The following is a 25,499-nucleotide window of genomic DNA, read 5'->3' as shown; positions in this document are numbered from 1 at the left end:
GTCAAGCGACTTCAGGTATCGAGACCCCGAGAAACCGGCACAACTCCTCGCGCTTGGCCAACGCATCGCGCCGCCCCAGATCAATCAACTCGCTGCAATACCCCGCCTCGAACAGCAGATAACTCAACACCCCAGCCCCACTGGTCTTGGTCGCCCCCGGCCCACGCAGAAACAGACGCAACGCCGCCGGCAATTCCTGGCGATGCCGCGCCGCGATCTCATCGATCGGCTGACTCGGCGAAATCACCAGCACCTCCACCGGCGCCACACCGAGCTCGCGGGTCGGTGTGCCGGCAGGCATCAAGTGGCTGAACTGGTTGAGACGCTGCAGCAACTCGATGTCGCTCTCGAGACTGTCAATGAACGTGCTGTTGAGCATGTGCCCGCCAATCTGCGCCAGCGTCGGCTGTTGCCCCGTATAAGCGCGTTCCAGCGGCTGCTGCGGATCAAACCCGCGCGGGTTGCCACTGACACCGACCACCAGCACTCGGCTCGCGCCCAGGTGCAGTGCCGGGCTGATCGGTGCGGATTGCCGCACCGCGCCGTCGCCAAAATATTCATCGCCGAGTTTGACCGGCGCGAACAGCAACGGGATCGCCGAACTGGCAAGCAGGTGCTCCACCGTCAGTTCCGTCGGCACGCCAATGCGACGATGGCGTAACCACGCATCGATCTTGCCGCCGCCCTGATAGAACGTCACCGCTTGCCCGGATTCGTAGCCGAACGCCGTCACCGCCACCGCATGCAATTGCTTGCGCGCAATCGATTCGGCGATGCCAGGCATGTGCAGTTTTTCATTGAGCAGTTCGCGCAGCGGCGAACTGTTGAGCAGCGCCACCGGCAATTGCCGACCGAGGCCGAGCAGGCTGTGACTGACAAAGCGGCTGGCCTGACGGATAACCCCGGGCCAGTCACTGCGCAGCACGCGATGGCTGCGAAAGCCTTGCCAGAACAAGGTGAGACGCTCGATGGCGGCGCGAAAGTCTGTAGCGCCACTGGCGAGGCTGACGGCGTTGATCGCCCCGGCCGAGGTGCCAACGATCACCGGAAACGGATTGTCGGCGCCCAACGGCAGCAATTCGGCAATCGCCGCCAGCACCCCCACCTGATACGCCGCCCGAGCCCCGCCGCCGGAAAGAATCAAACCTGTGACCGGTTCAGATGGGCTCATCGCAACACTCCATGGTGCTCAAAAGGATGGGGAAATCAACCGCGTTTGGCGTACAGCTTCGGCTCGCCCGGTGGCCGGCTCTTGAAGCGTCGATGCGCCCACAGATACTGTTCGGGGCAGGCACGCAAAGCGCTCTCGACCCACTGATTGATGCGGATGCAGTCGGCTTCTTCGGTTTCGCCGGGGAAATCTTCCAGCGGCGGATGAATCACCAACCGATAACCGCTGCCGTCGGCGAGACGCTCCTGGGTGAACGGCACGACCAGCGCCTTGCCCAGACGCGCAAATTTCGTCGTCGCTGTCACAGTCGCCGCCTGAATGCCGAACAGCGGCACGAAGATACTCTGCTTGGCGCCATAGTCCTGATCCGGCGCATACCAGATCGCGCGACCGGAGCGCAGCAGTTTGAGCATGCCGCGCACGTCGTCACGCTCCACCGCCAGCGAGTCGAGGTTGTGCCGTTCGCGACCGCGACGCTGGACGAAGTCGAACAGCGGGTTTTTGTGTTCGCGGTACATGCCATCAATCGTGTGCTGCTGACCGAGCAATGCCGCGCCGATTTCCAGCGTGGTGAAATGCGCGGCCATCAGAATCACGCCTTTGCCTTCACGCTGGGCCTTTTGCAAATGCTCCAGACCTTCAACGTGGGCCAGCTTGGCCAGACGCTCGCGCGACCACCACCAGCTCATGGCCATTTCAAAAAAGGCGATACCGGTGGAGGCGAAATTTTCCTTGAGCAGGCGTTTGCGCTCAGCGGCGGATTTTTCCGGGAAACACAGTTCAAGATTGCGCTTGGCGATGCGCCGCCGGTCGCCGGCCACGCGATACATCAGCGCGCCCAAAACTCGACCGATGGTCAGCAAGACCGGATACGGCAACTGGACGATCAGCCACAAAAGCCCCAGACCGCACCAGAGCGGCCAGAAGCGTGGCGATAAAAAGGCTGTTCGAAAACGCGGGCGATCCATTAAAGCTTCCGTAAATGCAGTGGCCGCGCATTCTACATCGTTCGACCCGGCTTGCGGCCTGCGGGCGTTCTCGTTATAAGTCTCGGCACTTTTAGTGACAAGCCGTTGTATGCCGACATGAGCCAAACCGAACCGTTAGACCAAGATCCCGTATTCCAGCTCAAGGGCAGCATGCTGGCCATTACTGTGCTGGAACTGGCCCGTAACGACCTCGAAAGCCTCGATCGGCAATTGGCCGCCAAAGTTGCCCAGGCGCCGAACTTCTTCAGCAACGCGCCGCTGGTTCTGGCGCTGGACAAACTGCCGCCAAGCGAAGGCGCCGTCGATCTGCCAGGCCTGATGCGCGTGTGCCGTCAACATGGCCTGCGCACCCTGGCGATTCGCGCCAGCCGCATCGAAGACATCGCCGCCGCCATCGCCATCGACATTCCGGTGTTGCCGCCGTCGGGCGCCCGTGAACGACCGCTGGAAACACCCGAAGCCGAAGTCAAAAAGAAGCCGGAAAAACCGCCGGAGCCAACGGTCAAACCGACCCGCGTCATCACCACGCCAGTACGTGGTGGCCAACAGATATATGCCCAGGGTGGCGATTTGGTCGTGGTGTCCTCGGTCAGTCCGGGGGCGGAACTTCTCGCCGATGGCAACATCCATGTATACGGCCCGATGCGCGGTCGGGCGCTGGCCGGCGTGAAGGGTGACACCAAGGCACGGATTTTCTGTCAGCAATTGAGCGCTGAACTGATCTCCATCGCCGGTCATTACAAGGTTTCCGAAGATTTGCGTCGCGACCCTATGTGGGGCTCGGGCGTACAGGTCAGCCTGTCGGGCGACGTGTTGAACATCATTCGGCTTTAACGGATACTGCCGCATTTTCCAAGCATCTCTAAAACGTAGCGAAAACGGCTCAAACGAAGTAGGAAAAAGGCTCAATGCCGAATTCCAGCCAAGGCTGTCCGACTGCAGTAGTTTTCAAGAGATGTTTTTCAGGGGCTAAAAAGTCCTTCTTCCTTAGGGGTGAAACACCTTGGCCAAGATTCTCGTGGTTACATCCGGCAAGGGTGGTGTGGGTAAGACCACCACCAGCGCCGCTATCGGTACCGGCCTCGCTCTGCGCGGCCACAAAACAGTGATCGTCGACTTCGACGTGGGCTTGCGTAACCTTGACCTGATCATGGGTTGCGAGCGCCGCGTAGTGTATGACTTCGTCAATGTGGTCAACGGCGAAGCCAACCTGCAACAAGCGCTGATCAAAGACAAGCGCCTGGAAAACCTCTACGTACTGGCCGCCAGTCAGACCCGCGACAAAGACGCGCTGACTGTCGAAGGCGTGGAAAAAGTCCTGATGGAGCTCAAGGAACAATTCGAGTTCGTCGTCTGCGACTCCCCGGCGGGCATCGAGAAAGGTGCTCACCTGGCCATGTACTTCGCTGATGAAGCGATCGTCGTGACCAACCCGGAAGTGTCCTCGGTACGAGATTCGGACCGCATGCTCGGCCTGCTGGCCAGCAAATCGCGCCGCGCCGAACGTGGCGAAGACCCGATCAAGGAACACTTGCTGATCACTCGCTACCATCCAGAGCGTGTTGAAAAGGGCGAAATGCTGGGCGTTGAAGACGTCAAGGAAATCCTCTCGGTCACCCTGCTCGGCGTGATCCCGGAATCCCAGGCGGTGCTCAAGGCATCCAACCAGGGCGTCCCGGTGATTCTCGACGACCAGAGCGATGCCGGTCAGGCCTACAGCGATACCGTCGACCGTTTGCTGGGCAAAGAAAAAGCCCACCGTTTCCTCGATGTCGAGAAGAAGGGATTCTTCGAGCGCCTGTTTGGAGGTAGGTAATGAACCTTTTTGACTTCTTTCGTGCCAACAAAAAGCCAAGTACCGCCTCGGTAGCGAAAGAGCGTCTACAGATCATCGTGGCGCATGAGCGCGGCCAGCGCAGCACGCCGGATTACTTGCCAGCCTTGCAGAAGGAACTGGTCGACGTGATCCGCAAGTACGTCAACATCGGCAACGACGACGTACATGTTGCACTGGAAAGCCAGGGCAGTTGCTCGATTCTGGAACTCAACATCACCCTGCCTGATCGCTGAGTCGATCCGGCAGGTACGACGGCGGTTCAGGGCCATCCCCATGCGGGATGGCCCTGAACCGCCGTTGGCATTTGTTACGAGGCTGTTTTAATGCCGCTGTCCAACATCCGCATCATCCATCAGGACGCCGCCGTACTGGTGGTCGACAAACCGACGTTGCTGCTCTCGGTGCCCGGTCGCGCCGACGACAACAAGGATTGCCTGATTACCCGCCTGCAGGAAAACGGCTACCCGGAAGCGCGCATCGTCCATCGCCTGGACTGGGAAACCTCCGGCATCATTTTGCTGGCGCGTGATGCCGATACGCATCGCGAACTGTCGCGGCAGTTTCATGACCGCGAAACTGAAAAGGCCTACACCGCACTGGCCTGGGGTCAGCCGGAACTGGACAGTGGCAGCATCGATTTGCCCTTGCGTTACGACCCGCCGACCAAACCGCGCCATGTCGTCGACCACGAATTCGGCAAACACGCGCTGACCTTCTGGCGTGTGCTGGAGCGTTGCGGTGACTGGTGTCGCGTTGAGCTGACGCCGATTACGGGCCGTTCGCACCAGTTGCGCGTGCACATGCTGTCGATCGGGCATCCGCTGCTCGGTGATGGCCTCTACGCCCACGAGCAGGCTCTGGCCGCCTGGCCGCGCCTGTGCCTGCACGCGAGCATGCTCAGCTTCACCCACCCGCAAACCGGCGAACGCCTGCGCTTCGAGTGCCCTGCACCGTTCTGACCACATCACCGTCCCCTGTAGGAGTGAGCCTGCTCGCGATAGCGCTCTGTCAGTCAATCAATAATGATCTGACACACCGCTATCGCGAGCAGGCTCACTCCTACAAGGGCTCCGGTTCGGATTCAATTGTCCGGCCGATGCGTTAAACTCCCGCCCATTGCTGTCTGGAGTTTCTTATGCGCGAAGAGTTGAACCAAGGCCTGATCGACTTTCTCAAGGCCTCCCCTACCCCGTTCCACGCCACCGCCAGTCTGGTGCAGCGTCTGGAGGCTGCCGGTTTCGTGCGCCTCGACGAGCGCGAGCCATGGACCACCGAGCCGAACGGCCGCTATTACGTCACCCGTAACGACTCCTCGATCGTCGCGATCAAAATGGGCCGCACCTCGCCACTGCACGGCGGTATCCGCCTGGTTGGCGCGCACACCGACAGCCCGTGCCTGCGGGTCAAACCGCAGCCGGAACTGCAGCGTCAGGGCTTCTGGCAACTCGGCGTCGAAGTCTACGGCGGCGCGCTGCTGGCGCCGTGGTTCGACCGCGACCTGTCGCTGGCCGGCCGCGTGACCTTCCGCCGCGACGGCAAAGTCGAAAGCCAGTTGATCGACTTCAAGGCGCCAATCGCGATCATTCCCAACCTGGCCATTCACCTCAACCGTGAAGCCAATCAGGGCTGGGCGATCAACGCGCAGACCGAACTGCCACCGATCCTCGCGCAATTCGCCGGTGACGAGCGCGTCGACTTCCGCGCCGTGCTCACCGATCAACTGGCCCGCGAACATGGCTTGAACGCCGACGTCGTGCTCGATTACGAGTTGAGTTTCTACGACACGCAAAGCGCTGCAGTGATCGGCCTCAACGGCGACTTCATTGCCGGCGCGCGCCTCGATAACCTGCTGTCGTGCTACGCCGGCCTGCAAGCCTTGCTGACCGCCGAAACCGACGAAACCTGCGTGCTGGTGTGCAACGACCACGAAGAAGTCGGCTCTTGCTCGGCCTGCGGCGCCGATGGCCCGATGCTCGAACAGACCCTGCGTCGTCTGCTGCCGGAAGGTGACGAGTTCGTCCGCACCATCCAGAAATCCCTGCTGGTCTCGGCCGACAACGCCCACGGCGTGCACCCCAACTACGCAGAAAAGCACGACGCCAACCACGGCCCGAAACTCAACGCCGGCCCGGTGATCAAGGTCAACAGCAACCAGCGCTACGCCACCAACAGCGAAACCGCCGGGTTCTTCCGCCATCTGTGCATGGCCGAAGAAGTGCCGGTACAGAGCTTTGTGGTGCGCAGCGACATGGGCTGTGGCTCGACCATCGGCCCGATCACCGCCAGCCACCTCGGTGTGCGCACTGTTGACATCGGCCTGCCGACCTTCGCCATGCACTCGATCCGCGAACTGTGCGGCAGCCATGACCTGGCGCACCTGGTCAAAGTACTCAGCGCGTTCTACGCCTGCCGCGAATTGCCCTAAAAGCTTCGCGAGCAGGTCGAATCGTCACACCGTCGCTCCCACAGTTTGAAATGCATTCCAATGTGGGAGCGAGCCTGCTCGCGAAAGCGTCAGTTCAGGCAGCACAAATTTCATTTTGAAACCGGCTCAACTCTGATACACATCAGAACAGCTCAAGCAAAACCGACCTAGACTTACATCATTCATTTCGACAAGGCAGTCTCCATGATCTCGATGTCTTCGTTCCACGCCATGCTCATTCCGATTCTGAGCGGAATGATCCTGCTGGCCATCGGCTTCAACTTCCGTGACAAGAATGCCGGCGTGTTCGCCATGTGGATCGGCATGCTCACGATCCTCGCCACTGTGGTCTACAAGATCCTCGCCAAACTCAACGAATAAATCCGCGCCCGGCTCGCATTGCTTTAGTGGGCCTCGTACACTCCAGCGAATCCGCCCCTTGCGAGGTTGACCGCCTAGTGTTCGCTCGTCTTTTTGCTTTGCCCAGTCTGTTCCTTGTCTGCCTGATGACACTGCTGCCGCTGGCGCCCGCCCACGCGGTCGGTTTGCCGGGCCTGCTCAACACCAACAAAGCGCAGCCCGAAGCCCAGGAACCGCTCGGCCAGTCCCTTGACGAAGTCATCAAATCGCTGGAAAACGACAAGCAACGCGCACAGTTACTGACCGATCTGAAGAAGCTGCGCGACGCCACCAAAAAGGCTCAGGCCAGCCCCGAAGAGGGCGTGCTCGGCTTGATCGGCGGCACCCTCGCCAACTTCGAAAAACAATTCACCGGCGCTGACAGCCCGCTCAACCGCTGGGGCAACGAGTTCGACCTGGCCAAGGACGAACTGAGCGCGATGATGCTGCCGGCCAACGAGTGGCTGCCGATCATCTTCGGCTTCGCCATGATTCTGATGGTCTGGAGCCTGCTCGCCGCCGCACTGATCTGGCTCGGTCACCGGGTGCGCATGCGCTTCGGCCTCACAGAAGAACTGCCGCAACACCCCAAAGCCCTCGACATGCTGCGCTTTGCCTTGCGCAAGCTTGGGCCGTGGCTGATCGCGTTGGTGATGACCGTCTACATGAGCTACGCCTTGCCGTCGTCGCTGGGTAAAAGCCTGGCGATGGTGCTGGCCTATGCGCTGGTGGTCGGCACCTGTTTCTCGGCGATCTGCGTGATCGCGTTTTCCCTGCTCGACGGCCCGCACCGCCATCGCGCGCTGTACATCCTGCGTCATCAGGCCTTCCGGCCCTTGTGGCTGATCGGCAGCTTCGCCGCGTTCGGTGAAGCGCTGAATGATCCGCGTCTGGTCGAAAGTCTGGGCGTGCATCTGGCACACACCGCCGCGACCGTCGCCAATGTGCTCGCGGCAATCTCGACCGGCCTGTTCATCCTGCGTTTCCGCCGACCGATTGCGCACCTGATCCGCAACCAGCCGCTGTCACGACGCCTGACCCGCCGCGCCCTCAGCGATACCATCGAAATCCTCGGCACCTTCTGGTACGTGCCGGCGCTGGTGCTGGTCGGCATCTCGCTGTTCGCCACCTTCGTCTCCGCTGGCGACACCAGCACCGCACTGCGCCAGTCGCTGATCTGCACCGTGCTGCTGGTGTTGTGCATGGTGATCAACGGCCTCGTGCGCCGTCATTCCTTGAAACCGCAACGCGGGCCGAAACGTCACGCGCTGTATTCCGAGCGTCTGAAAAGCTTCTTCTACACCCTCGCGCATCTGCTGGTCTGGCTGGTCTTTATCGAACTCGGCCTGCGCGTCTGGGGCCAGTCGTTGATCGGTTTCGCCGAAGGTGAGGGGCATGACGTCAGCGTCAAACTGTTCAGCCTGATCGGCACACTGATTTTCTCCTGGCTGATCTGGATCCTCGCCGACACGGCCGTGCATCACGCCCTCACCCGCTCGCGCAAAGGTCTGGCGAATGCCCGCGCGCAAACGATGATGCCGCTGATCCGCAACGTGCTGTTCGTGGCGATCTTCATCATTGCGCTGATCGTCGCGCTGGCCAACATGGGCATGAACGTTACGCCACTGCTGGCCGGTGCCGGTGTGATCGGTCTGGCCATCGGTTTCGGCGCGCAGTCACTGGTCGCGGACCTGATCACCGGCCTGTTCATCATCATTGAAGACTCGCTGGCCATCGATGACTACGTCGACGTCGGCGGCCACCTCGGCACTGTTGAAGGCCTGACCATCCGCACCGTGCGCCTGCGCGACATCGACGGCATCGTTCACACCATCCCGTTCAGCGAAATCAAAAGCATCAAGAACTACTCGCGGGAATTTGGCTACGCGATCTTCCGCGTGGCGGTGCCGTACAACATGGAAATCGACGACGCGATCAAACTGATGCGCGAAGTCGGGCAAAAGATGCGCACCGATCCGTTGCAGCGACGCAACATCTGGTCGCCGCTGGAGATCCAGGGCGTCGAGAGTTTCGAGTCCGGCAGCGCGATCCTGCGCGCGCGGTTCAAGACGGCGCCGATCAAGCAGTGGGAAGTTTCCCGAGCCTTCAACCTGTCGCTCAAACGTCACCTGGATGAGGCAGGACTGGATCTGGCGACGCCGCGGATGAGCGTGCAGGTGATTACACCGGGTGCGGAGTATAAAAAGGACAACTGAACCCGAATGTGCCCCCCTATTGGCAGGCAGTGCCAATAGGGTGGGTATTTTTATTGATCTTTGAAACCGGGTTTACCGTTAGCGGAGCGCCATTTTTTTTACCTCCAAGACACCATTTCCAGGCCCATCCTTGCCTTCCTATGGGTAGTAAATCAAATCGTGACCAGAAGGATGTTCAACTAGCCTGGAGAACTCAAGAATGGCAGTAATTTGCTGTTTCTCTGTAGCAAACCCGGAATTATATATTTTCTTGACAAACTCAAGAAAGTCTTCCTCTCTCATATCCTGTATCGATTTCATTTAAAACGCCTTTATGAACTTCGACGCGTGCTTTAGGAAATAGAGTTTTATTGATCTTTGAAACCAGATTTTCCATTGGCTTTGCGCCAATTCTTTATTTCCAAGACCACACGCTCCGGGCCTTCTTTTCCTGGCTCCGGGTAGTAAAGCAAATCAGACCCCGCAGGATGTTCGCTCAGCCTCTCATACTCCATCACAGCTGCAATTTGCTGTTTCTCAGTCGCATATTCGGACTGATATATTTTCCATACAAAATCCAAGAACTCCTTCTCGGACATATCACTAATCGAATTAGCCACTACACACCTCCTTTATGAACTTCAACATGTTGTCTTGGAGTCAGCACGAGCAAATTATCCATATCATACAACCCCCCATCATTTGACAACGCAACGTTGTGATGCAACTCAAATTTCACTCTTTTTCCAACACGATTATCTCTTTTTACAAACGGCGATCGCCCGTTGCTCATTTCTTTTAAGCTACCTGGATCAAACCAGATCGCTATTTCGGTATCAGCAACCAAAGTCTTCCAAAACGTCTCTCTAAAAATCCTGAAACTCTTGAACTGCTTGCCTCGCAACTGATCAGCAATCTGCGAAGGAATCGCCGCCCCCTCACCTTGCGCAGCCGCCTCCAGCCATCGACCCCCAACCGGCTCTCCATAGCCGCTGGCAACCCCCGGATCATTCCGACGGTCCCGGAACATGACGTACTGCGGTGGCAGTCCCGATTCCGGCGGGAAAACCAGAATGAAGTCGTCGAAGTGAATGTTGCCCGGGACAGGATAGGTATCGATCCGTCCTTCAATCGGGACGAGATTGCCGCCGAAGTATCGCGGTGGAGCTGATTCTTCGACGGGCAACTGCGTTGAACTGTCAGTCGGCGTTACTGAAGGCGTCCAGACCACGGTTGTTGGCGGAAGGTCAGTAAGCGTGGTGCCGTAGGTGTTTTCCCCGGGGTTATAACCGGCTGCAATCACCCGTACGCCGGAAGGAAGTCTTTTACCGCCGACCGGAACAACGAGGAGTTCCGCCAGATTGCCTGTCAATGGCCGGGAACTTAAACGTACGGGTAAATCCAGCAACGCCCTTTCGCTTGCCAGCCTGTGCAGATCCGGTAAAGGCCCGGGAAGCAGGTCCGACAACGGATGGCTGAGCACGAAGCGCTCGGGCAACTCACCATTGCCCAGCGTCGGTGAGTAGATGAACGCACTCACACCCACCATCAGACCCGACGCCGTGCCTGCTGCGAGACCCGACAGGCCGGCAACCGCCGAGCGAATGACGGCAGCTAGCCCCGCCAACAGATTGTCCGCAATCGCAACCGCACCGCCGGATGTCGCAAATACCAGTTGGGCGTGGCTGACATTGCCCTGAAGGCGTAAAAGGCTGCCATGACCGCGGCTACGTTGCTGCTCCTCAAGCAGGCGATTGGCCTCTTCGATGGCATCCCGCCGACGCTGCTCCTCAGCGGCCCTGCGTGCTTCGGCTTCAGCCTCAAACGCCGTCTGTTCCTCGGCACGCTTGCGCTCCAGTGACTCAGCCGCCAAGCGAGCCTGTTCTTCTTCAAGTCGCCTGAGTTCATTGACGGCGGCCTGCCGCGCCAGTTCTTCCGCCAGCCGTCGAGCATGCTCTTGAGCGACGCGGGCCTGTTCCTGTGCAACCTGCCTGGCGTGTTCCGCCGCCAACCGCGCCTGCTCCTGGGCGATCCGCTCGGCTTCCTGCGCTTGCACCACAGCAATCATGCCTTTGACCGTGGCCGACTGGCTGTTCAACAAGTTGATGCCTTCGACCAGCAACTTGGCATTGAACAAGGCGCTATAGGCCTGCCGAACGCTGACACCGCTGCCTCGCCGATTTACCTGTGGTAACCGGCCACCGTTAAAAAAAGTTTCAATTTGGGCATGACTGAAACGTTGAATGGCAACGTCTCTCGCCACGAAAAACGCATTGAATTTTCGTGTCGTCAGCGACTCCCTGAATCGCATCTCCCGCGCCAGCGCATCCAAAGGAGGCAATGCACTTTGATCACCTGCTGCCCGCACTTCTGCCAGTTCATGTTCAATGACCTGGGCAATATTCCTGAAAGTATCTTTATAGATGCTTTCCATATCGAGTATTTCACCCAAAGGCGCAAAGTTGATGTTTGGCCCCGAACCGTCTCCTGCCCCTAAATAATGTAAATATTCATCTTGTTTATCCGGACGCACCACACTTAGCGGAAGTGTTATTCCATTACGCTGCATTTATAAATCCTCCATGGACAATAGTTTTGTCGCGCTGGCCTGTCACCTTCAAACAGCCAATAACGTGACCGGTACCTAGAGAAATTTATGGAAATAAATGTTGCGCAGTGCGGTACATATTTATCGTGCGCGGTTTTTTCTGTCACGCCGGACGGAACTGACAATGCAGTAGGAAGTTTCTCTACTACTCTTTTTCTTCAGCAACTTTGGAAGGTAGCGCAGCGCTTCAATCACCCAAGAGCACTTACCTGCTGTGCGTTTGTCACAGACAGGGAAGCCAAGAACAATAAACAAGGAGAAACCCGATGCAGCTGACACGCATTGCCCAGGCCGTTTTCATTACCCTGCTCGCTGGTCACGCCGGTGCTGCCACGCTGGACAGCACCCGCGAACAAATCGCCGCACAAACCAAACAGCTTGAACCGGAACTGCTGGAAACCCGCCGCGACATCCACGCTCATCCAGAACTCGGCAACACTGAAAAACGCACCGCCGAACTGGTCGCCAAACAACTCAAAGCCATGGGCCTGGACGTCAAAACCGGCGTCGCCCGCACCGGCGTAGTGGCCGTGCTCAAAGGCGCCCTGCCCGGCCCGACCGTAGCCCTGCGTGCCGACATGGACGCGCTGCCGGTCAAGGAAGTCGCCGACCTGCCGTTCGCCTCGAAAGCCAAAGGCACCTACCTCGACAAAGAAGTCGACGTCATGCATGCCTGCGGCCACGACGCCCACACCGCAATCCTGCTGAGCACGGCGAAAATTCTTACAGGCATGCGCGACACCCTGCCCGGCACCGTGGTGTTCTACTTCCAGCCCGCCGAAGAAGGCCCAAGCGACTTCATCCCCGACGGCAAAAACACTTGGGGCGCAAAAATGATGGTCGAGGAAGGCGTGATGAAATCACCAAAACCCGATGCGGTCTTCGGCCTGCACGTCTGGGCCGGTGTCCCCGCCGGCCAGATCGCCTACCGCCCAGGCGCCACCCTGGCCAGCTCCGACGACCTGCGCATCAGAATCCTCGGCAAACAGACCCACGCCGGTCGCCCATGGGACGGCATCGACCCGATCACCGTCGGCGCGCAAACCATCGTCGGCCTGCAAACCGTGGTCAGCCGCCGCACCGATATCTCGTCTTATCCGTCAGTGGTCAGCATCGGCACCATCAACGGCGGGACGCGCTACAACATCATTCCCGAATCCGTCGACATGACCGGCACGATCCGCTCCTACGACTACGGCATCCGCCAGAAACTGCACGCCGACGTCCGCCAGACCGTGGAAAAAATCGCCGAAAGCGGCGGCGCCAAAGCCGACGTGACCATCATCGAAAAATACGACCCGACCATCAACAACCCGGCACTGACGGAAAAAATGCTGCCGACGTTGAAGTGGGCGGCCAAGGATGATGTGGTGAATGCACCGCTGGTGGGTGGCGCGGAAGACTTCTCGTTTTTTGCCAAAGAAGTGCCGGGGCTGTTTGTGTTTCTCGGCGTGACGCCGCGGGATCAAGACATGAGCAAGGCAGCGCCGAATCACAACCCGGGGTTCTTTGTCGATGAGTCGGCGTTGGTGGTAGGAGTGAGGACATTGGCTTCGTTGGCGACGGATTATTTGTATGCCAATGCGGAGGCAGGCAAATAGGGATGAGGTGACTGTGGGGGCGCTTTCGCGAGCAGGCTCGCTCCCACATTTGGACCATGTGCAGCCTGCCAGAAATGGGGCAGCTGTCAGGCCGCCATCGCGAGCAGGCTCACTCCTACAGTTGGATCGCCTGTAATCCGCGAAAATCAGGTCGGCTGTCAGGCCGCCATCGCTGGCAAGCCAGCTCCCACAGGAATTGAGTCCAACCGGTAAACCTATATCGCCTCTGCTTCTCACCACTCAACACAATGAGCGCAAGCTCGAGTACCGCTTTTGATCTTGATCCACGGGCGACGTCGGAAGGCTGAGTGGAGGGATTGATCCGGGCGTGGGAGCGCAGCGACCGTTTGGCGCAGCCAAACACAGCGAGAGGAGGTGCAGCGAAGCAAACCGTAGGCGCTGCGCCCGGATCGATCCCGGAGCGAAGGAACCCCGAGCCCCAGCGAGCGGGCCGCACGTAGGAGCAAGCCTTTTGGGTTACCTTTTCGGCGTTTGGAAAAGGTGACCCGCCGTAAGGGCGGAACCCTAAGCAGCCGTTACCGCAGCAACGGATATACACCTAAAACCCAAGAACCTGGTCGGCCCACAGGCCGCCAAGGCCAAAACGATCAAACCACATCAACCCCAACGTGAATCGCATCATGCCGCCAAAACTCCAGATCACAATCAATCAACCGCTCATGCTGATCGTAATTGACCCGAGCAATCCGCAACCCCGGACTCCCCACCGACACCCGCAAAGCCGCCGCCGCATCCACCGACAGTGACGTCGGCACAATCTCGAAGCGCACCCGCCCATAGTGCAAATCGTAATGCCGCGCATACAACTCGGTGATCGACTGATTCAAATCAAACTCAAGAATCCCCGGAAAAAACTGCGGATTCAAATAGTGCTCCACATACAACACCAACCGCCCATCAATGCGCCGCGACCGACAAATCTGAATCACGCTCGACAACGCCGGCAACTGCAACCACGCACACACCGCCGCCGATGCCGGCTGCAACCGTGCCGAAATCACCTCGGTCGACGGCACCCGCCCCTGCGCACTGACCATCGCGTGAAAGTGACTGCGCTGCATCAGGTTATAGGCCAGACGCGGCGGCGAGACGAACCAGCCACGGCGCTCCTCACGATAAATTTGCCCCTGCGCCTCCAGTTGCAGCAACGCCTCACGCACGGTAATCCGCGTCGTACCGAACAACTCACTGAGCTTGCGCTCGGCCGGCAACTTGCTGCCCGCCGCCAGCAACCCGTGATCGAGTTGCTCCTGCAACACCTGGCCAATCGCTGTCACCGCTTTTGTTGCCTCATCGCGCATCAACGTTACCTATCTGGACTAGACCAGCACTGTTTCGGGGCAAAACTGCACGGCGATCAAGCCGTTTCCTGATGTTGCAAGCCTAGGCAGTGCAGATGACCAAGAGATGACAAAACTACCGAACGGTCGTCTTCACGACTTGCAATACATCGGCCAAGTCCCTTGCTCTCCGGGCCTTTGGGCATGGTCTACGCTTATCTGGCAGCCGCCAATACCGGGCAAATAAAAGGCCTGACACAAGGCCACCGACATCAAAGTGTCATCCAGCCCCCTTAAATTGGCTCAGGTATTGCTGACCTAGACCAACACACACCGCAATCGCAGCGTTGAACACGACCAAGGAGCTTCGGAATGAAACAGCTTTTCCTGGCAACACTGTTAGGCTCGACCATTGCAATGTGCACCTCCGCCATGGCGGCCGGCACCGATCTGAAAACCCTCGAAGCCGCTGCGAAAGCGGAAGGCGCCGTCAACAGCGTCGGCATGCCCGATGACTGGGCCAACTGGAAAGGCACCTGGGAAGACCTGGCCAAGACCTACGGCCTGAAACACATCGACACCGACATGAGCTCGGCCCAGGAAATCGCCAAGTTCGCCGCCGAAAAAGACAACGCCACTGCCGATATCGGCGACGTCGGTGCCGCCTTCGGTCCGATCGCGGTCAAGCAAGGCGTGGTGCAACCGTACAAGCCAAGCACCTGGGATCAAGTTCCGGACTGGGCCAAGGACAAGGATGGCAACTGGGCGCTGGCCTACACCGGCACCATCGCCTTCATCGTCAACAAAAAGCTGCTGCACGGCTCCGAAGTACCGACCAAGTGGGCTGACCTCAAGGGCGGCAAATACAAAGTTTCGATCGGTGACGTGAGCACCGCCGCCCAAGCCGCCAACGGCGTTCTCGCTGCGGCACTGGCCAACGGTGGCGACGAGAAAAACATCAAGCCTGCGCTGCTGCTGTTCGCCGACATCGCCAAACAGGGTCGCCTGTCGATGGCCAACCCGACCATCGCCACCATGGAAAAAGGCGAGATCGAAGTCGGCGTGGTCTGGGACTTCAACGGCCTGAGCTACAAAGCCAAGATGGCCAACCCGGATGATTACGTAGTGCTGATCCCGTCCGACGGTTCGGTGATTTCCGGCTACACCACCATCATCAACAAATACGCGAAAAACCCGAACGCCGCCAAGCTGACCCGCGAATACATCTTCAGCGACGCCGGCCAGACCAACCTCGCTCGTGGCAACGCCCGCCCGATCCGCGCCGAGCACCTGCAACTGCCGGAAGACGTGAAGGCCAAACTGCTGCCGAACGAGCAGTACAAAAAGGTCACCCCGATCAAAGACGCCGATGCGTGGGAAAAGACCTCCAAAGCCCTGCCACAGGCGTGGAACGAAGAAGTCATCGTCGAGATGAAGTGATGGCTTGACCCACTGTTTGATCCGACAAAGATCTCTGTGGGAGCGAGCTTGCTCGCGAAAGCGGTTATTCATTCAACATTGATGTTGGCTGACATGACGCCTTCGCGAGCAAGCTCGCTCCCACAAGGGATTGAGTTGAATTCGTAATATTTGAATTTCGCGGAGTTTTTGCCCCTATGAAGCACAACGTCATCCTTGTCGTGCTCGACGGCCTCAACTACGAGGTCGCACGTCACGCCATGGGGCATCTGCAGGCTTATGTTGGCGCAGGACGCGCCGCGCTCTATCAGTTGGAGTGCGAACTGCCGGCCCTGTCCCGACCGCTTTATGAATGCATCCTCACCGGCGTGCCGCCGATCGACAGCGGCATCGTCCACAACAACGTCTCGCGCTTGTCCAACCAGCGCAGCATTTACCACTACGCGCGCGACGCCGGTCTGAAAACCGCTGCGGCGGCGTATCACTGGGTCAGCGAGTTGTACAACCGCTCGCCCTTCGTCGCCGCCCGCGACCGCCACACCGACAATCTGTCGCTGCCGATCCAGCACGGGCATTTCTACTGGAGCGATCACTACCCGGATTCGCACCTGTTCGCCGACGCCGAAAACCTGCGCCTGCGCCACGCTCCGAACTTCCTGTTGATCCACCCGATGAACATCGACGACGCCGGGCACAAGCACGGCCTCGACAGCTCGCAATACCGCAACAGCGCCCGCTCGGCCGACATCATCCTCGCCGACTACTTGCAGAGCTGGCTCGACGCGGGCTATCAGGTATTGGTGACCGCCGATCACGGCATGAACAACGATCGCTCGCACAACGGCCTGTTGCCGGAAGAACGCCAGGTGCCGCTGTTTGTCCTCGGTGACGCGTTCAGCCTCGACGCTGGCGCCGCACCCAAGCAGACCGAAATCTGCGGCACCGTCTGCGAACTGCTCGGCGTGCCCCACGACAAACCTGTGTGCCGGGGGTTGCTCAAGTGAACTCGATGACTCGCGGCAAATGGCTGGCGGCGCTGTGCCTGGTGCCCTTCGCGCTGTTCTTTATCGTCTTTGAAATCGCCCCGCTGGTCTGGGTGATGATCAACAGCTTGCAATCGGAAGAGTTCGGCTGGGGTTTGGCCAACTTCAGCAAGATCTTCAGCTCGAAGTTCTATTTGCAGGCGATCCAGTACAGCCTCGAAATCAGTTTCTGGTCGAGCGTGTTCGGCATCGTCATCGCCGTTCTCGGTGCCTACTCCCTGCGCCAGGTCGATTCGAAACTGCGCAACTTCGTGAATGCCTTCGCCAACATGACCAGCAACTTCGCCGGTGTGCCTTTGGCGTTCGCGTTCATCATCCTGCTCGGTTTCAACGGCAGCATCACCATCATGTTGAAGCAGTCGGGGATCATTCAGGACTTCAACCTGTACTCGAAAACCGGCCTGATCATTCTCTATACCTACTTCCAGATTCCCCTCGGCGTGCTGCTGCTCTACCCAGCCTTCGACGCCTTGCGTGAAGACTGGCGCGAGTCCGCCGCGCTGCTTGGCGCCAACGGCTGGCAGTTCTGGCGGCACATCGGTTTGCCAGTGCTGACCCCGGCACTGCTCGGTACATTCGTGATTCTGCTGGCCAACGCCCTCGGTGCCTACGCCACGGTGTATGCGTTGACCACCGGCAACTTCAACGTGCTGCCGATCCGGATTGCGGCGATGGTCTCCGGTGACATTTCCCTTGATCCGAATCTGGCCAGCGCCCTGGCCGTGGTGTTGGTGGCGCTGATGACCATCGTCACCGTCGTGCATCAACTGCTGTTGAAGAGGAGCTACCATGTCTCGCGCTGAATCCGGTCCGGCCGGCCTCTACCACCGCGTCGTGGTCTACCTGCTGTTTGCCATCCTCTTGCTGCCGCTGGCGGGCACGCTGGTTTACTCAATCGCCAGCAGTTGGTCGGCGACCATTCTGCCCAGCGGTTTTACCTTCAAGTGGTACCTCCAGTTGTGGAGCGATCCGCGTTTCCTGCACGCATTTGGCCAGTCGTTGCTGGTCTGCGTTGGCGCGCTGGTGCTGTCGGTGGTGCTGATTTTGCCGCTGCTGTTCGTGGTGCATTACCACTTTCCGAAACTCGATGCGCTGATGAACATCCTCATCCTGCTGCCCTTCGCGGTGCCGCCGGTGGTGTCGTCGGTGGGACTGTTGCAACTTTACGGTTCCGGGCCGATGGCCATGGTCGGTACACCGTGGATCCTGATTGGCTGCTACTTCACCGTGGCACTGCCGTTCATGTACCGGGCAATCACCAACAACCTGCAAGCGATCAACCTGCGCGACCTGATGGACGCCGCACAACTGCTCGGCGCGAGCACCTTTCAGGCGGCGTTTCTGGTGGTGTTGCCGAACCTGCGCAAAGGCCTGATGGTCGCGTTGCTGCTGTCGTTCTCGTTCCTGTTCGGTGAGTTCGTGTTTGCCAACATTCTGGTCGGCACGCGCTACGAAACCCTGCAGGTGTACCTGAACAACATGCGTAACAGCAGCGGCCACTTCACCAGTGCCCTGGTTATCTCGTATTTCTTTTTCGTGCTGGTCCTGACCTGGATCGCCAACATCTTGAACAAGGACAAAAGCGAATGAGCTATGTCAGCGTCCAACACCTGCAGAAAAACTACGCTGGCACGACCGTGTTCAGCGACATCAATTGCGAGATCAACAAGGGCGAGTTCGTCACCCTGCTCGGCCCGTCCGGTTGCGGCAAGTCCACCCTGCTGCGTTGCATCGCCGGCCTGACGCCGGTCGATGGCGGCAAGATTCTGCTCGATGGCGTCGATATCGTGCCGTTGAGTCCGCAGAAACGCGGGATCGGCATGGTGTTCCAGAGCTATGCGCTGTTCCCCAACATGACCGTCGAGCAGAACGTTGCCTTCGGTTTGCGCATGCAGAAAGTCAACGCCGACGACAGCCATAAACGCGTTTCGGAAGTGTTGAAACTGGTTGAACTGAACGACTTCGCCAGTCGCTATCCGCATCAGTTGTCCGGCGGCCAATGTCAGCGTGTGGCCCTCGCCCGTTCGCTGGTGACGCGTCCGCGCTTGCTGCTGCTGGATGAGCCGCTGTCGGCCCTTGATGCACGAATTCGTAAACACTTGCGTGAACAAATCCGGCAGATTCAACGCGAACTCGGCCTGACGACGATTTTCGTTACCCACGATCAGGAAGAAGCGCTGACCATGTCTGACCGGATTTTCCTGATGAATCAGGGAAAAATCGTCCAGAGCGGCGATGCCGAAACCCTCTACACCGCGCCGGTCGATGTGTTCGCCGCCGGCTTCATCGGCAACTACAACCTGCTCGATGCCGACGACGCATCAAAGCTGTTGCAACGGCCGATCAACCACCGCATCGCCATTCGCCCGGAAGCCATCGAACTGAGCCTTGACGGCGAACTCGACGCGCAGATCCGCAGCCACAGCCTGCTCGGCAATGTCATCCGCTACCGCATCGAAGCGCGCGGTGTCGAACTGGTGGTGGATGTGCTCAACCGCTCGGCGGCCGATCTGCATCCCGACGGTCAGCGACTGGCACTTTCAATCGATCCAACGGCCCTGTGTGAGGTAGCCTGATGACTTTGCTGACGTTGAAGAGAGAACTGCACTGATGGCTCTGGCAATTTTTGATCTGGACGAAACATTGATCCACGGCGACTGCGCCACCCTCTGGAGCGAGCAGATGGGGCGCCTGGGCTGGGTCGATCCCGAGTCGTTCATGCGCAAGAACAACGAACTGATGGACGCCTACAGCCATGGCAAATTGCGCATGGAAGACTACATGGAGTTCAGCCTTGAACCGCTCATCGGGCGCACGCCGGAAGAAGTCGAGCACTTGGTCGGGCCATGGGTTGAAGACTTTATCGAACCGATCATCTTCAGCGACGCGACCAAAACCATCGCCGCCCACCGCAAGGCCGGCGACCGCATTCTGGTGATCTCGGCGTCGGGCACGCATCTGGTCAGACCGATTGCCGATCGACTGGGCATCGATGAAATTCTGGGGATCGAACTGGAAGTCGCCCATGGCGTTTACAGCGGCCATACCGTCGGCACCCTGACCTACCGCGAAGGCAAGATCACACGCCTGCTGGAATGGCTGGATGCCGAAGAGGAGAACCTTGAGGGCGCGAGTTTCTATTCCGACTCGCGCAATGATCTGCCGCTGTTGCTGAAGGTGGATTTCCCACACGTGGTGAATCCGGACCCAGTGCTGCTGGAGCATGCGGAACAATCCGGTTGGCCGGTCCATCTCTGGAAATAACGGAGATCAAATGTAGGAGTGAGCCTTCTCGCGATGACGATCTGTCAGCCAACATCAATGCTGACTGACAGATCGTCATCGCGAGCAGGCTCACTCCTACAGGGTTTTGCGTTGTCAGGTAAGGCTTTCGTCAATCACCAATACCAACTTGCCTGAAACGGTATTGCTCGCCAGCTCCACAAACGCCGCCTCAGCGTCTTTGACCGGAAACGCCTTGGCCAACTGCGGACTCAAGCGCCCTTCCGCAAACAACGGCCACACCTGCTGACCCAGATCACTCAACAGATCCGCCTTGAACTGATCGTCGCGACTGCGCAACGTCGAGCCCAACAGTTGCACTCGCTTGGCCAAGACCTGCGCCAGATCCAGTTTGGCCTCACGGCCGCCCATCAAACCGATCAACACCCAGCGCCCATCGAGCGCCATCAGCTTCAGGTTCAGCGCCGAATAATTACCGCCGACCGGATCGAGAATCACATTGAACGGCCCGAAATCACGCAGGCTCTCCAGATCATCAGTGCGCACCACCCCGCCCTGCGCACCGAGTGCTTCGCAGTAAGCCAGACGCTCGGCCGAACCGACGCTGACCCAGCACGGATTGCCGAACGCCTTGCACAACTGAATGGCGGCTGAACCGATTCCACTTGCGCCGGCATGCAGGAGAACTTTCTCACCCGGTTTGAGCGCCGCAAGTTGAAACACATTCAGCCAGACTGTTGCATAAACCTCAGGCAATGCGGCGGCCTCGACCAGCGACACGCCTTCGGGAACCGGCAGCACGTGCCGCCCGTCGACGACCACCTCTTCGGCCATCCCGCCCCCGGCCAACAAGGCGCAAACCCGATCACCGACCTGCCACGCACTCCCCGCGCCGACCTCGCTGATGATCCCGGAGCACTCAAGACCGAGCACTTGGCTGGCCCCTGGTGGCGGCGGATAGAGCCCCGCTTTCTGTAATAAATCGGCGCGATTGAGGCCCGCTGCCGCCACTCGGATGCGGACTTGTCCTACATCGCACGTAGGACTCGGCTCTTCAACCCATGCCACTTGACCGTCAACGCCTTGCAATGCCTTCACAGTGCCTCCATAGTGAGTCTGGACTGAGCCCGAAGCTGTAGCGCCGGGCTTTTTGCATTATGCGACCGGCTCTCGTAGAACCGGCGACTTCAAAGACGGCCTAATATGCGTTATCAATTGTCCCCGCGTCGAATCAGCATGAAGCATTTGCTCCCCAGCACCGCCCTCGCTCTTTTCATCGGTATCGGTTTGTTGCCGGTGTCGGGCACCACATTCGCAGCCAACAGCTGGGACAAGTTGCAGCCTGATCGCGATGAAGTCATCGCCAGCCTGAACGTCGTCGAGTTGCTCAAGCGTCACCACTACAGCAAGCCGCCGCTCGACGATGCGCGCTCGGTGATCATCTACGACAGCTACCTCAAGCTGCTGGATCCGTCGCGCAGCTACTTCATGGCCAGCGACATCACCGAATTCGACAAGTGGAAGACCCAGTTCGACGACTTCCTTAAAAGCGGCGACCTCAACGCCGGGTTCACCATCTACAAGCGCTATCTGGACCGCGTCAAGGCGCGTCTGGACTTCGCCCTTGCCGAGCTGAACAAAGGCGTCGACAAGATGGACTTCACTACCAAGGAAACCTTGCTGATCGACCGCAAGGACGCTCCTTGGCTCAAATCCACCGCTGAACTCGACGATCTGTGGCGCAAACGCGTCAAGGACGAAGTGCTGCGGATGAAGATCGCCGGCAAAGAGCCGAAGCAGATCCAGGAAACCCTGACCAAGCGCTACAAGAACCAGTTGGCGCGTCTGGACCAGACCCGTCCGGAAGACATCTTCCAGGCGTACATCAACACCTTCGCCATGTCGTACGATCCGCACACCAACTATCTGTCGCCGGATAACGCGGAAAACTTCGACATCAACATGAGCCTGTCCCTCGAGGGCATCGGTGCCGTGTTGCAGAGCGACAACGACCAGGTCAAAGTCGTGCGCCTGGTTCCGGCAGGCCCGGCTGACAAGACCAAACAGGTTGCCCCGGCCGACAAGATCATTGGTGTTGCCCAAGGCAACAAAGAGATGGTCGATGTGGTTGGCTGGCGTCTGGACGAAGTGGTCAAGCTGATCCGTGGCCCGAAAGGCACGGTAGTGCGTCTGGAAGTGATTCCGGCGAGCAATGCGCCGAACGACCAGACCACCAAGATCGTGCCGATCACCCGTGAAGCGGTGAAGCTTGAAGACCAGGCCGTGAAGAAGTCCGTGCTCAACCTGAAACAGGACGGCAAGGACTACAAACTCGGCGTGATCGAGATTCCAGCCTTCTACCTCGACTTCAAGGCGTTCCGCGCTGGTGATCCGGACTACAAGAGCACCACTCGCGACGTCAAGAAACTGCTGACCGAACTGCAGAAAGACAAAGTCGACGGCGTGGTCATCGACCTGCGCAACAACGGCGGCGGTTCCCTGCAGGAAGCCACCGAGCTGACCAGTCTGTTTATCGACAAGGGTCCGACCGTCCTCGTGCGTAATGCCGATGGCCGTGTCGACGTCCTCGAAGATGAAAACCCGGGCGCGTTCTACAAAGGCCCGATGGCGTTGCTGGTCAACCGCTTGTCCGCCTCGGCTTCGGAGATCTTCGCCGGCGCCATGCAGGACTACCACCGCGCACTGATCATCGGTGGCCAGACCTTCGGTAAAGGCACCGTGCAGACCATTCAGCCGCTGAACCATGGCGAACTGAAGCTGACTCTGGCCAAGTTCTACCGGGTTTCCGGTCAGAGCACCCAGCATCAGGGCGTGTTGCCGGACATCGACTACCCGTCTCTGATCGACACCAAGGAAATCGGCGAGAGCGCTCTGCCGGAAGCCATGCCGTGGGACACCATCCGCGCAGCGATCAAACCGGCGGCCGATCCGTTCAAGCCGTTCCTGGCTCAGCTCAAGTCCGAACATGACACGCGCACCGCCAAGGATGCCGAGTTCGTGTTCATCCGTGACAAGCTGGCTCTGGCGCAGAAACTGATGGAAGAAAAAACCGTCAGCCTCAACGAAGCCGAGCGCCGTGCCCAGCACGCCGATATCGACGCCAAACAGCTGACGATGGAAAACATCCGTCGCAAGGCCAAAGGCGAAGAGCCGCTCAAAGAGCTGAAGAAGGAAGACGAAGACGCCCTTGCGGCCGCTGACCCGGACAAGGTCAAACCGGAAGACGATGCCTACCTGAGCGAAACCGGGCGCGTGCTGCTGGATTATCTGAAGCTGAGCAATCAGGTGGCCAAGAAGTAAGATGATGGCAATTTAGTGATGACGATCCTCGGATCGTCATCAAACAGTCATCATTCTGTCGTGCAATAAAGGACTGGGAGCCATTCTCTTCATCGAGAACGCTCCCAGTCCTTTTTTTATCGCCAGAGATTGCCATGACCACGACCGAACAGCTGAGTGCCTTGAGCTCGATCCTGACTCAAAGCGGTTTACACAGCCTGTTCCAGCCGATCATCAGCCTCTCCGAACGGCGTATTCTTGGCTACGAAGCCCTCACCCGTGGCCCGTCCAACAGCCCTCTTCACTCGCCGATCGCACTGTTCGCCGTGGCCCGTCAGGCCGGGCGTTTGAGCGAGCTGGAAATCGCCTGCCGCCAAAGCGCTTGCCGTCGCTTCAACGAGCAGCAGTTGCCGGGCAAACTGTTTCTCAACGTCTCGCCCGAGTCGTTACTCGAAGCTGCGCACCAACCGGGGCGCACGTTGCAGTTGCTGCAGGATTTCGGCATTCCACCCAGTCAGGTCGTCATCGAGTTGACCGAGCAAACACCGATCGACGATTTTCAGTTACTGCAAACCGCCTTGCATCACTACCGGGCCATGGGTTTTTCCATTGCACTGGATGATCTCGGGGCCGGTTATTCTAGCTTGCGGTTATGGTCGGAACTGCGCCCGGATTATGTGAAGATCGATCGGCACTTCATCGATGGCATTCATCAAGATGCGTTGAAGCGCGAGTTCGTCGGCTCGATCCTGCAAATCGCCAAAGCCTCACGCGCACAAGTCATTGCCGAAGGCATCGAGTTGCCGGAAGAACTCGCGGTGCTGACGGAAATGGGCGTCGATCTGGTGCAGGGCTACCTGCTTGGCCGCCCCCAAGAACACCCACCGCGCGATGCCCGCGCCTTGATGCCCAAACACGACAGCAGCGCCGTTACGCTGAACGACGAAGGCAGCGACCTCAGCGCCCTGCTCAACGACCAACCGGCCGTGCATCGCGACACACCCACCGCCAACGTACTGGAGGCCTTCCGCCGCCAGGCCAACCTCAACTCACTGGCAGTACTCGACGAACAAGGCCAACCTTGCGGCATTGTCCACCGCCACTCGTTGTCGGATGCCCTGCTCAAACCGTTCGCCACCGACCTGTTCGCCCGTAAACCGATCAGCCGCCTGATGAACGACGATTTCCTCGCCGTGGAAATGAGCCAGTCACTGCAACAGGTCAGCCGACTGATCACCAGCCGCGCGCGGCAACGCATTGAAGAGGATTTCATCATCACCCTGAACGGCGGCTACCTCGGCCTTGGCCGGGTGATCGACGTACTCAAACTGATCACCGAACTGAAGATTCAACAGGCGCGTTATGCCAACCCGCTGACCTTGCTGCCGGGTAATGTGCCGATTCAGCAATGCCTGACGCGGTTGCTGCAGCAGGGGCGCGAGTCGGTCATCTGCTATGTCGACATCGACAGTTTCAAACCCTTCAACGATATCTATGGCTACGGGCGTGGTGATGAAGTTTTGCTGTGCCTGGCGCAATGCCTGAACGAGCGGGTAGACCCGAGCCGCGACTTCGTTGGCCATATTGGCGGCGACGACTTCCTGTTGGTCCTCGGCCCGGAAGACTGGCGCAAACGCCTCAATCAATTGCTTGATGACTTTCAGAGCCAATGCCGACGTTTCTACCGGCCCGAACACCTTGAGGCGGGTTGCTTCATCGCACCGAATCGCCAAGGGGTGCGGCAGGAGTTTCCGTTGTTGTCGCTGTCCATTGGCGTCGTGCATCTACATCCCGAAGCCTGCGCACAACTTGATGCCAGTCAGCTTGCGGAGATGGCCTCGCAGGCAAAGCATCATGCGAAGAATGTTCCGGGGTATAGCGTGCATGTGCTCGACGATTTAGCGCCCACACCCCGGACGACGCAACTAGTTAGTTAAGACCACGCGAGGTGCCCCCCCTAATAGCACA

At 58.9% G+C, this 25,499-nt stretch carries 23 protein-coding genes; 16 read left to right on the top strand and 7 right to left on the bottom strand.

Going from position 1 to position 25,499, the window contains the following annotated elements; translation table 11 throughout:
- Position 1 precedes the first annotated feature (1 nt).
- Positions 2-1,171, bottom strand: coding sequence for a patatin-like phospholipase family protein (locus tag H8F23_RS11880; protein WP_194934496.1), 1,170 nt, complete (start codon positions 1,169-1,171; stop codon positions 2-4).
- Positions 1,172-1,206: 35 nt separating this feature from the next.
- The gene (locus tag H8F23_RS11875; RefSeq protein ID WP_093441635.1) at positions 1,207-2,139 is read right to left on the bottom strand and encodes a lipid A biosynthesis lauroyl acyltransferase; all 933 of its coding nucleotides are present in this window, start codon (positions 2,137-2,139) and stop codon (positions 1,207-1,209) included.
- 117 nt (positions 2,140-2,256) lie between these two features.
- Between H8F23_RS11875 and minC the strand changes: the two genes are divergently transcribed.
- From minC to H8F23_RS11840, 7 genes are all read left to right on the top strand, one after another.
- Positions 2,257-2,994 (top strand): septum site-determining protein MinC, encoded by a 738-nt coding sequence (gene minC, locus H8F23_RS11870; RefSeq protein ID WP_026000431.1) that lies wholly within the window; start codon positions 2,257-2,259, stop codon positions 2,992-2,994.
- Positions 2,995-3,163: 169 nt separating this feature from the next.
- On the top strand, positions 3,164-3,976 hold the full coding sequence (gene minD, locus H8F23_RS11865; protein ID WP_007913953.1) for a septum site-determining protein MinD: 813 nt from the start codon (positions 3,164-3,166) through the stop codon (positions 3,974-3,976).
- Positions 3,976-4,230, top strand: coding sequence for a cell division topological specificity factor MinE (gene minE, locus H8F23_RS11860; RefSeq protein ID WP_003223146.1), 255 nt, complete (start codon positions 3,976-3,978; stop codon positions 4,228-4,230). Before minD ends, minE begins: the two co-directional genes overlap by 1 nt.
- 90 nt (positions 4,231-4,320) lie before the next feature.
- Positions 4,321-4,956 carry an RluA family pseudouridine synthase gene (locus H8F23_RS11855; RefSeq protein WP_007960625.1) on the top strand — a complete coding sequence of 212 codons (636 nt, stop codon included), beginning with the start codon at positions 4,321-4,323 and terminating at the stop codon, positions 4,954-4,956.
- Positions 4,957-5,132: 176 nt separating this feature from the next.
- The gene (locus tag H8F23_RS11850; RefSeq protein ID WP_007919200.1) at positions 5,133-6,422 is read left to right on the top strand and encodes a M18 family aminopeptidase; all 1,290 of its coding nucleotides are present in this window, start codon (positions 5,133-5,135) and stop codon (positions 6,420-6,422) included.
- 204 nt (positions 6,423-6,626) lie between these two features.
- Positions 6,627-6,803 carry a hypothetical protein gene (locus H8F23_RS11845; protein WP_163004785.1) on the top strand — a complete coding sequence of 59 codons (177 nt, stop codon included), beginning with the start codon at positions 6,627-6,629 and terminating at the stop codon, positions 6,801-6,803.
- 77 nt (positions 6,804-6,880) lie between these two features.
- Complete coding sequence (locus H8F23_RS11840) at positions 6,881-9,037, top strand: mechanosensitive ion channel family protein (RefSeq protein ID WP_194934495.1); 2,157 nt, start codon at positions 6,881-6,883, stop codon at positions 9,035-9,037.
- A gap of 138 nt (positions 9,038-9,175) precedes the next feature.
- On the opposite strand, the gene H8F23_RS29135 is transcribed toward H8F23_RS11840, so the two are convergent.
- The 3 genes from H8F23_RS29135 to H8F23_RS11825 form a co-directional block, all read right to left on the bottom strand.
- Entirely contained in the window at positions 9,176-9,319 is a 144-nt protein-coding gene (locus H8F23_RS29135; RefSeq protein WP_324187884.1) for a bacteriocin immunity protein, read from the bottom strand.
- A gap of 65 nt (positions 9,320-9,384) precedes the next feature.
- A complete protein-coding gene (locus H8F23_RS11830) occupies positions 9,385-9,636 on the bottom strand; it encodes a bacteriocin immunity protein (protein WP_249384290.1) in 252 nt (83 codons plus the stop codon).
- Positions 9,636-11,585, bottom strand: a complete 1,950-nt coding sequence (locus H8F23_RS11825) for an S-type pyocin domain-containing protein (protein WP_194934494.1) — start codon at positions 11,583-11,585, stop codon at positions 9,636-9,638. Before H8F23_RS11825 ends, H8F23_RS11830 begins: the two co-directional genes overlap by 1 nt.
- A gap of 305 nt (positions 11,586-11,890) precedes the next feature.
- On the opposite strand from H8F23_RS11825, the gene H8F23_RS11820 reads away from it, so the two are divergent.
- Positions 11,891-13,225: an amidohydrolase gene (locus H8F23_RS11820; RefSeq protein WP_194934493.1), complete on the top strand. Its 1,335-nt coding sequence runs from the start codon at positions 11,891-11,893 to the stop codon at positions 13,223-13,225.
- A gap of 608 nt (positions 13,226-13,833) precedes the next feature.
- On the opposite strand, the gene H8F23_RS11815 is transcribed toward H8F23_RS11820, so the two are convergent.
- Positions 13,834-14,547: a UTRA domain-containing protein gene (locus tag H8F23_RS11815; protein WP_064121017.1), complete on the bottom strand. Its 714-nt coding sequence runs from the start codon at positions 14,545-14,547 to the stop codon at positions 13,834-13,836.
- A gap of 351 nt (positions 14,548-14,898) precedes the next feature.
- Between H8F23_RS11815 and H8F23_RS11810 the strand changes: the two genes are divergently transcribed.
- From H8F23_RS11810 to H8F23_RS11785, 6 genes are all read left to right on the top strand, one after another.
- Positions 14,899-15,966 carry an ABC transporter substrate-binding protein gene (locus H8F23_RS11810; RefSeq protein WP_093441622.1) on the top strand — a complete coding sequence of 356 codons (1,068 nt, stop codon included), beginning with the start codon at positions 14,899-14,901 and terminating at the stop codon, positions 15,964-15,966.
- A 176-nt stretch (positions 15,967-16,142) separates the two neighbouring features.
- The gene (locus H8F23_RS11805; protein ID WP_194934492.1) at positions 16,143-16,949 is read left to right on the top strand and encodes an alkaline phosphatase family protein; all 807 of its coding nucleotides are present in this window, start codon (positions 16,143-16,145) and stop codon (positions 16,947-16,949) included.
- Positions 16,950-16,954: 5 nt separating this feature from the next.
- A complete protein-coding gene (locus H8F23_RS11800; protein ID WP_194934491.1) occupies positions 16,955-17,791 on the top strand; it encodes an ABC transporter permease in 837 nt (278 codons plus the stop codon).
- Positions 17,778-18,578 carry an ABC transporter permease gene (locus H8F23_RS11795; protein WP_194934490.1) on the top strand — a complete coding sequence of 267 codons (801 nt, stop codon included), beginning with the start codon at positions 17,778-17,780 and terminating at the stop codon, positions 18,576-18,578. Before H8F23_RS11800 ends, H8F23_RS11795 begins: the two co-directional genes overlap by 14 nt.
- Positions 18,575-19,564, top strand: coding sequence for an ABC transporter ATP-binding protein (locus H8F23_RS11790; RefSeq protein WP_099758418.1), 990 nt, complete (start codon positions 18,575-18,577; stop codon positions 19,562-19,564). Before H8F23_RS11795 ends, H8F23_RS11790 begins: the two co-directional genes overlap by 4 nt.
- Positions 19,565-19,598: 34 nt before the next feature.
- On the top strand, positions 19,599-20,252 hold the full coding sequence (locus tag H8F23_RS11785; protein ID WP_194934489.1) for an HAD family hydrolase: 654 nt from the start codon (positions 19,599-19,601) through the stop codon (positions 20,250-20,252).
- A gap of 114 nt (positions 20,253-20,366) precedes the next feature.
- On the opposite strand, the gene H8F23_RS11780 is transcribed toward H8F23_RS11785, so the two are convergent.
- Positions 20,367-21,329 (bottom strand): zinc-binding dehydrogenase, encoded by a 963-nt coding sequence (locus H8F23_RS11780; RefSeq protein WP_194934488.1) that lies wholly within the window; start codon positions 21,327-21,329, stop codon positions 20,367-20,369.
- Between the two features lie 138 nt (positions 21,330-21,467).
- On the opposite strand from H8F23_RS11780, the gene H8F23_RS11775 reads away from it, so the two are divergent.
- Together H8F23_RS11775 and H8F23_RS11770 are read left to right on the top strand one after the other, a co-directional pair.
- Positions 21,468-23,552, top strand: a complete 2,085-nt coding sequence (locus H8F23_RS11775) for a carboxy terminal-processing peptidase (protein WP_175559678.1) — start codon at positions 21,468-21,470, stop codon at positions 23,550-23,552.
- A gap of 134 nt (positions 23,553-23,686) precedes the next feature.
- Entirely contained in the window at positions 23,687-25,468 is a 1,782-nt protein-coding gene (locus H8F23_RS11770) for a bifunctional diguanylate cyclase/phosphodiesterase (RefSeq protein ID WP_194934487.1), read from the top strand.
- Positions 25,469-25,499: the final 31 nt, after the last annotated feature.

This window comes from Pseudomonas neuropathica (assembly GCF_015461835.1).
GTDB classification, from domain to species: Bacteria; Pseudomonadota; Gammaproteobacteria; order Pseudomonadales; family Pseudomonadaceae; genus Aquipseudomonas; species Aquipseudomonas neuropathica.
This window is presented reverse-complemented; position numbering and strand designations above follow the sequence as displayed.

Coding starts and splice junctions, on each gene's coding strand:
- H8F23_RS11825 (WP_194934494.1), bottom strand. CDS start 11,585: ATGCAGCGTAATGGAATAACACTTCCGCTAAGTGTGGTGCGTCCGGAT.
- H8F23_RS11785 (WP_194934489.1), top strand. CDS start 19,599: ATGGCTCTGGCAATTTTTGATCTGGACGAAACATTGATCCACGGCGAC.
- H8F23_RS11875 (WP_093441635.1), bottom strand. CDS start 2,139: ATGGATCGCCCGCGTTTTCGAACAGCCTTTTTATCGCCACGCTTCTGG.
- H8F23_RS11800 (WP_194934491.1), top strand. CDS start 16,955: ATGACTCGCGGCAAATGGCTGGCGGCGCTGTGCCTGGTGCCCTTCGCG.
- H8F23_RS11770 (WP_194934487.1), top strand. CDS start 23,687: ATGACCACGACCGAACAGCTGAGTGCCTTGAGCTCGATCCTGACTCAA.
- H8F23_RS11795 (WP_194934490.1), top strand. CDS start 17,778: ATGTCTCGCGCTGAATCCGGTCCGGCCGGCCTCTACCACCGCGTCGTG.
- H8F23_RS11790 (WP_099758418.1), top strand. CDS start 18,575: ATGAGCTATGTCAGCGTCCAACACCTGCAGAAAAACTACGCTGGCACG.
- H8F23_RS11810 (WP_093441622.1), top strand. CDS start 14,899: ATGAAACAGCTTTTCCTGGCAACACTGTTAGGCTCGACCATTGCAATG.
- H8F23_RS11845 (WP_163004785.1), top strand. CDS start 6,627: ATGATCTCGATGTCTTCGTTCCACGCCATGCTCATTCCGATTCTGAGC.
- minE (WP_003223146.1), top strand. CDS start 3,976: ATGAACCTTTTTGACTTCTTTCGTGCCAACAAAAAGCCAAGTACCGCC.
- H8F23_RS11850 (WP_007919200.1), top strand. CDS start 5,133: ATGCGCGAAGAGTTGAACCAAGGCCTGATCGACTTTCTCAAGGCCTCC.
- H8F23_RS11815 (WP_064121017.1), bottom strand. CDS start 14,547: ATGCGCGATGAGGCAACAAAAGCGGTGACAGCGATTGGCCAGGTGTTG.
- H8F23_RS11805 (WP_194934492.1), top strand. CDS start 16,143: ATGAAGCACAACGTCATCCTTGTCGTGCTCGACGGCCTCAACTACGAG.
- H8F23_RS11775 (WP_175559678.1), top strand. CDS start 21,468: ATGAAGCATTTGCTCCCCAGCACCGCCCTCGCTCTTTTCATCGGTATC.
- H8F23_RS11820 (WP_194934493.1), top strand. CDS start 11,891: ATGCAGCTGACACGCATTGCCCAGGCCGTTTTCATTACCCTGCTCGCT.
- H8F23_RS11855 (WP_007960625.1), top strand. CDS start 4,321: ATGCCGCTGTCCAACATCCGCATCATCCATCAGGACGCCGCCGTACTG.
- H8F23_RS11880 (WP_194934496.1), bottom strand. CDS start 1,171: ATGAGCCCATCTGAACCGGTCACAGGTTTGATTCTTTCCGGCGGCGGG.
- H8F23_RS29135 (WP_324187884.1), bottom strand. CDS start 9,319: ATGAGAGAGGAAGACTTTCTTGAGTTTGTCAAGAAAATATATAATTCC.
- minC (WP_026000431.1), top strand. CDS start 2,257: ATGAGCCAAACCGAACCGTTAGACCAAGATCCCGTATTCCAGCTCAAG.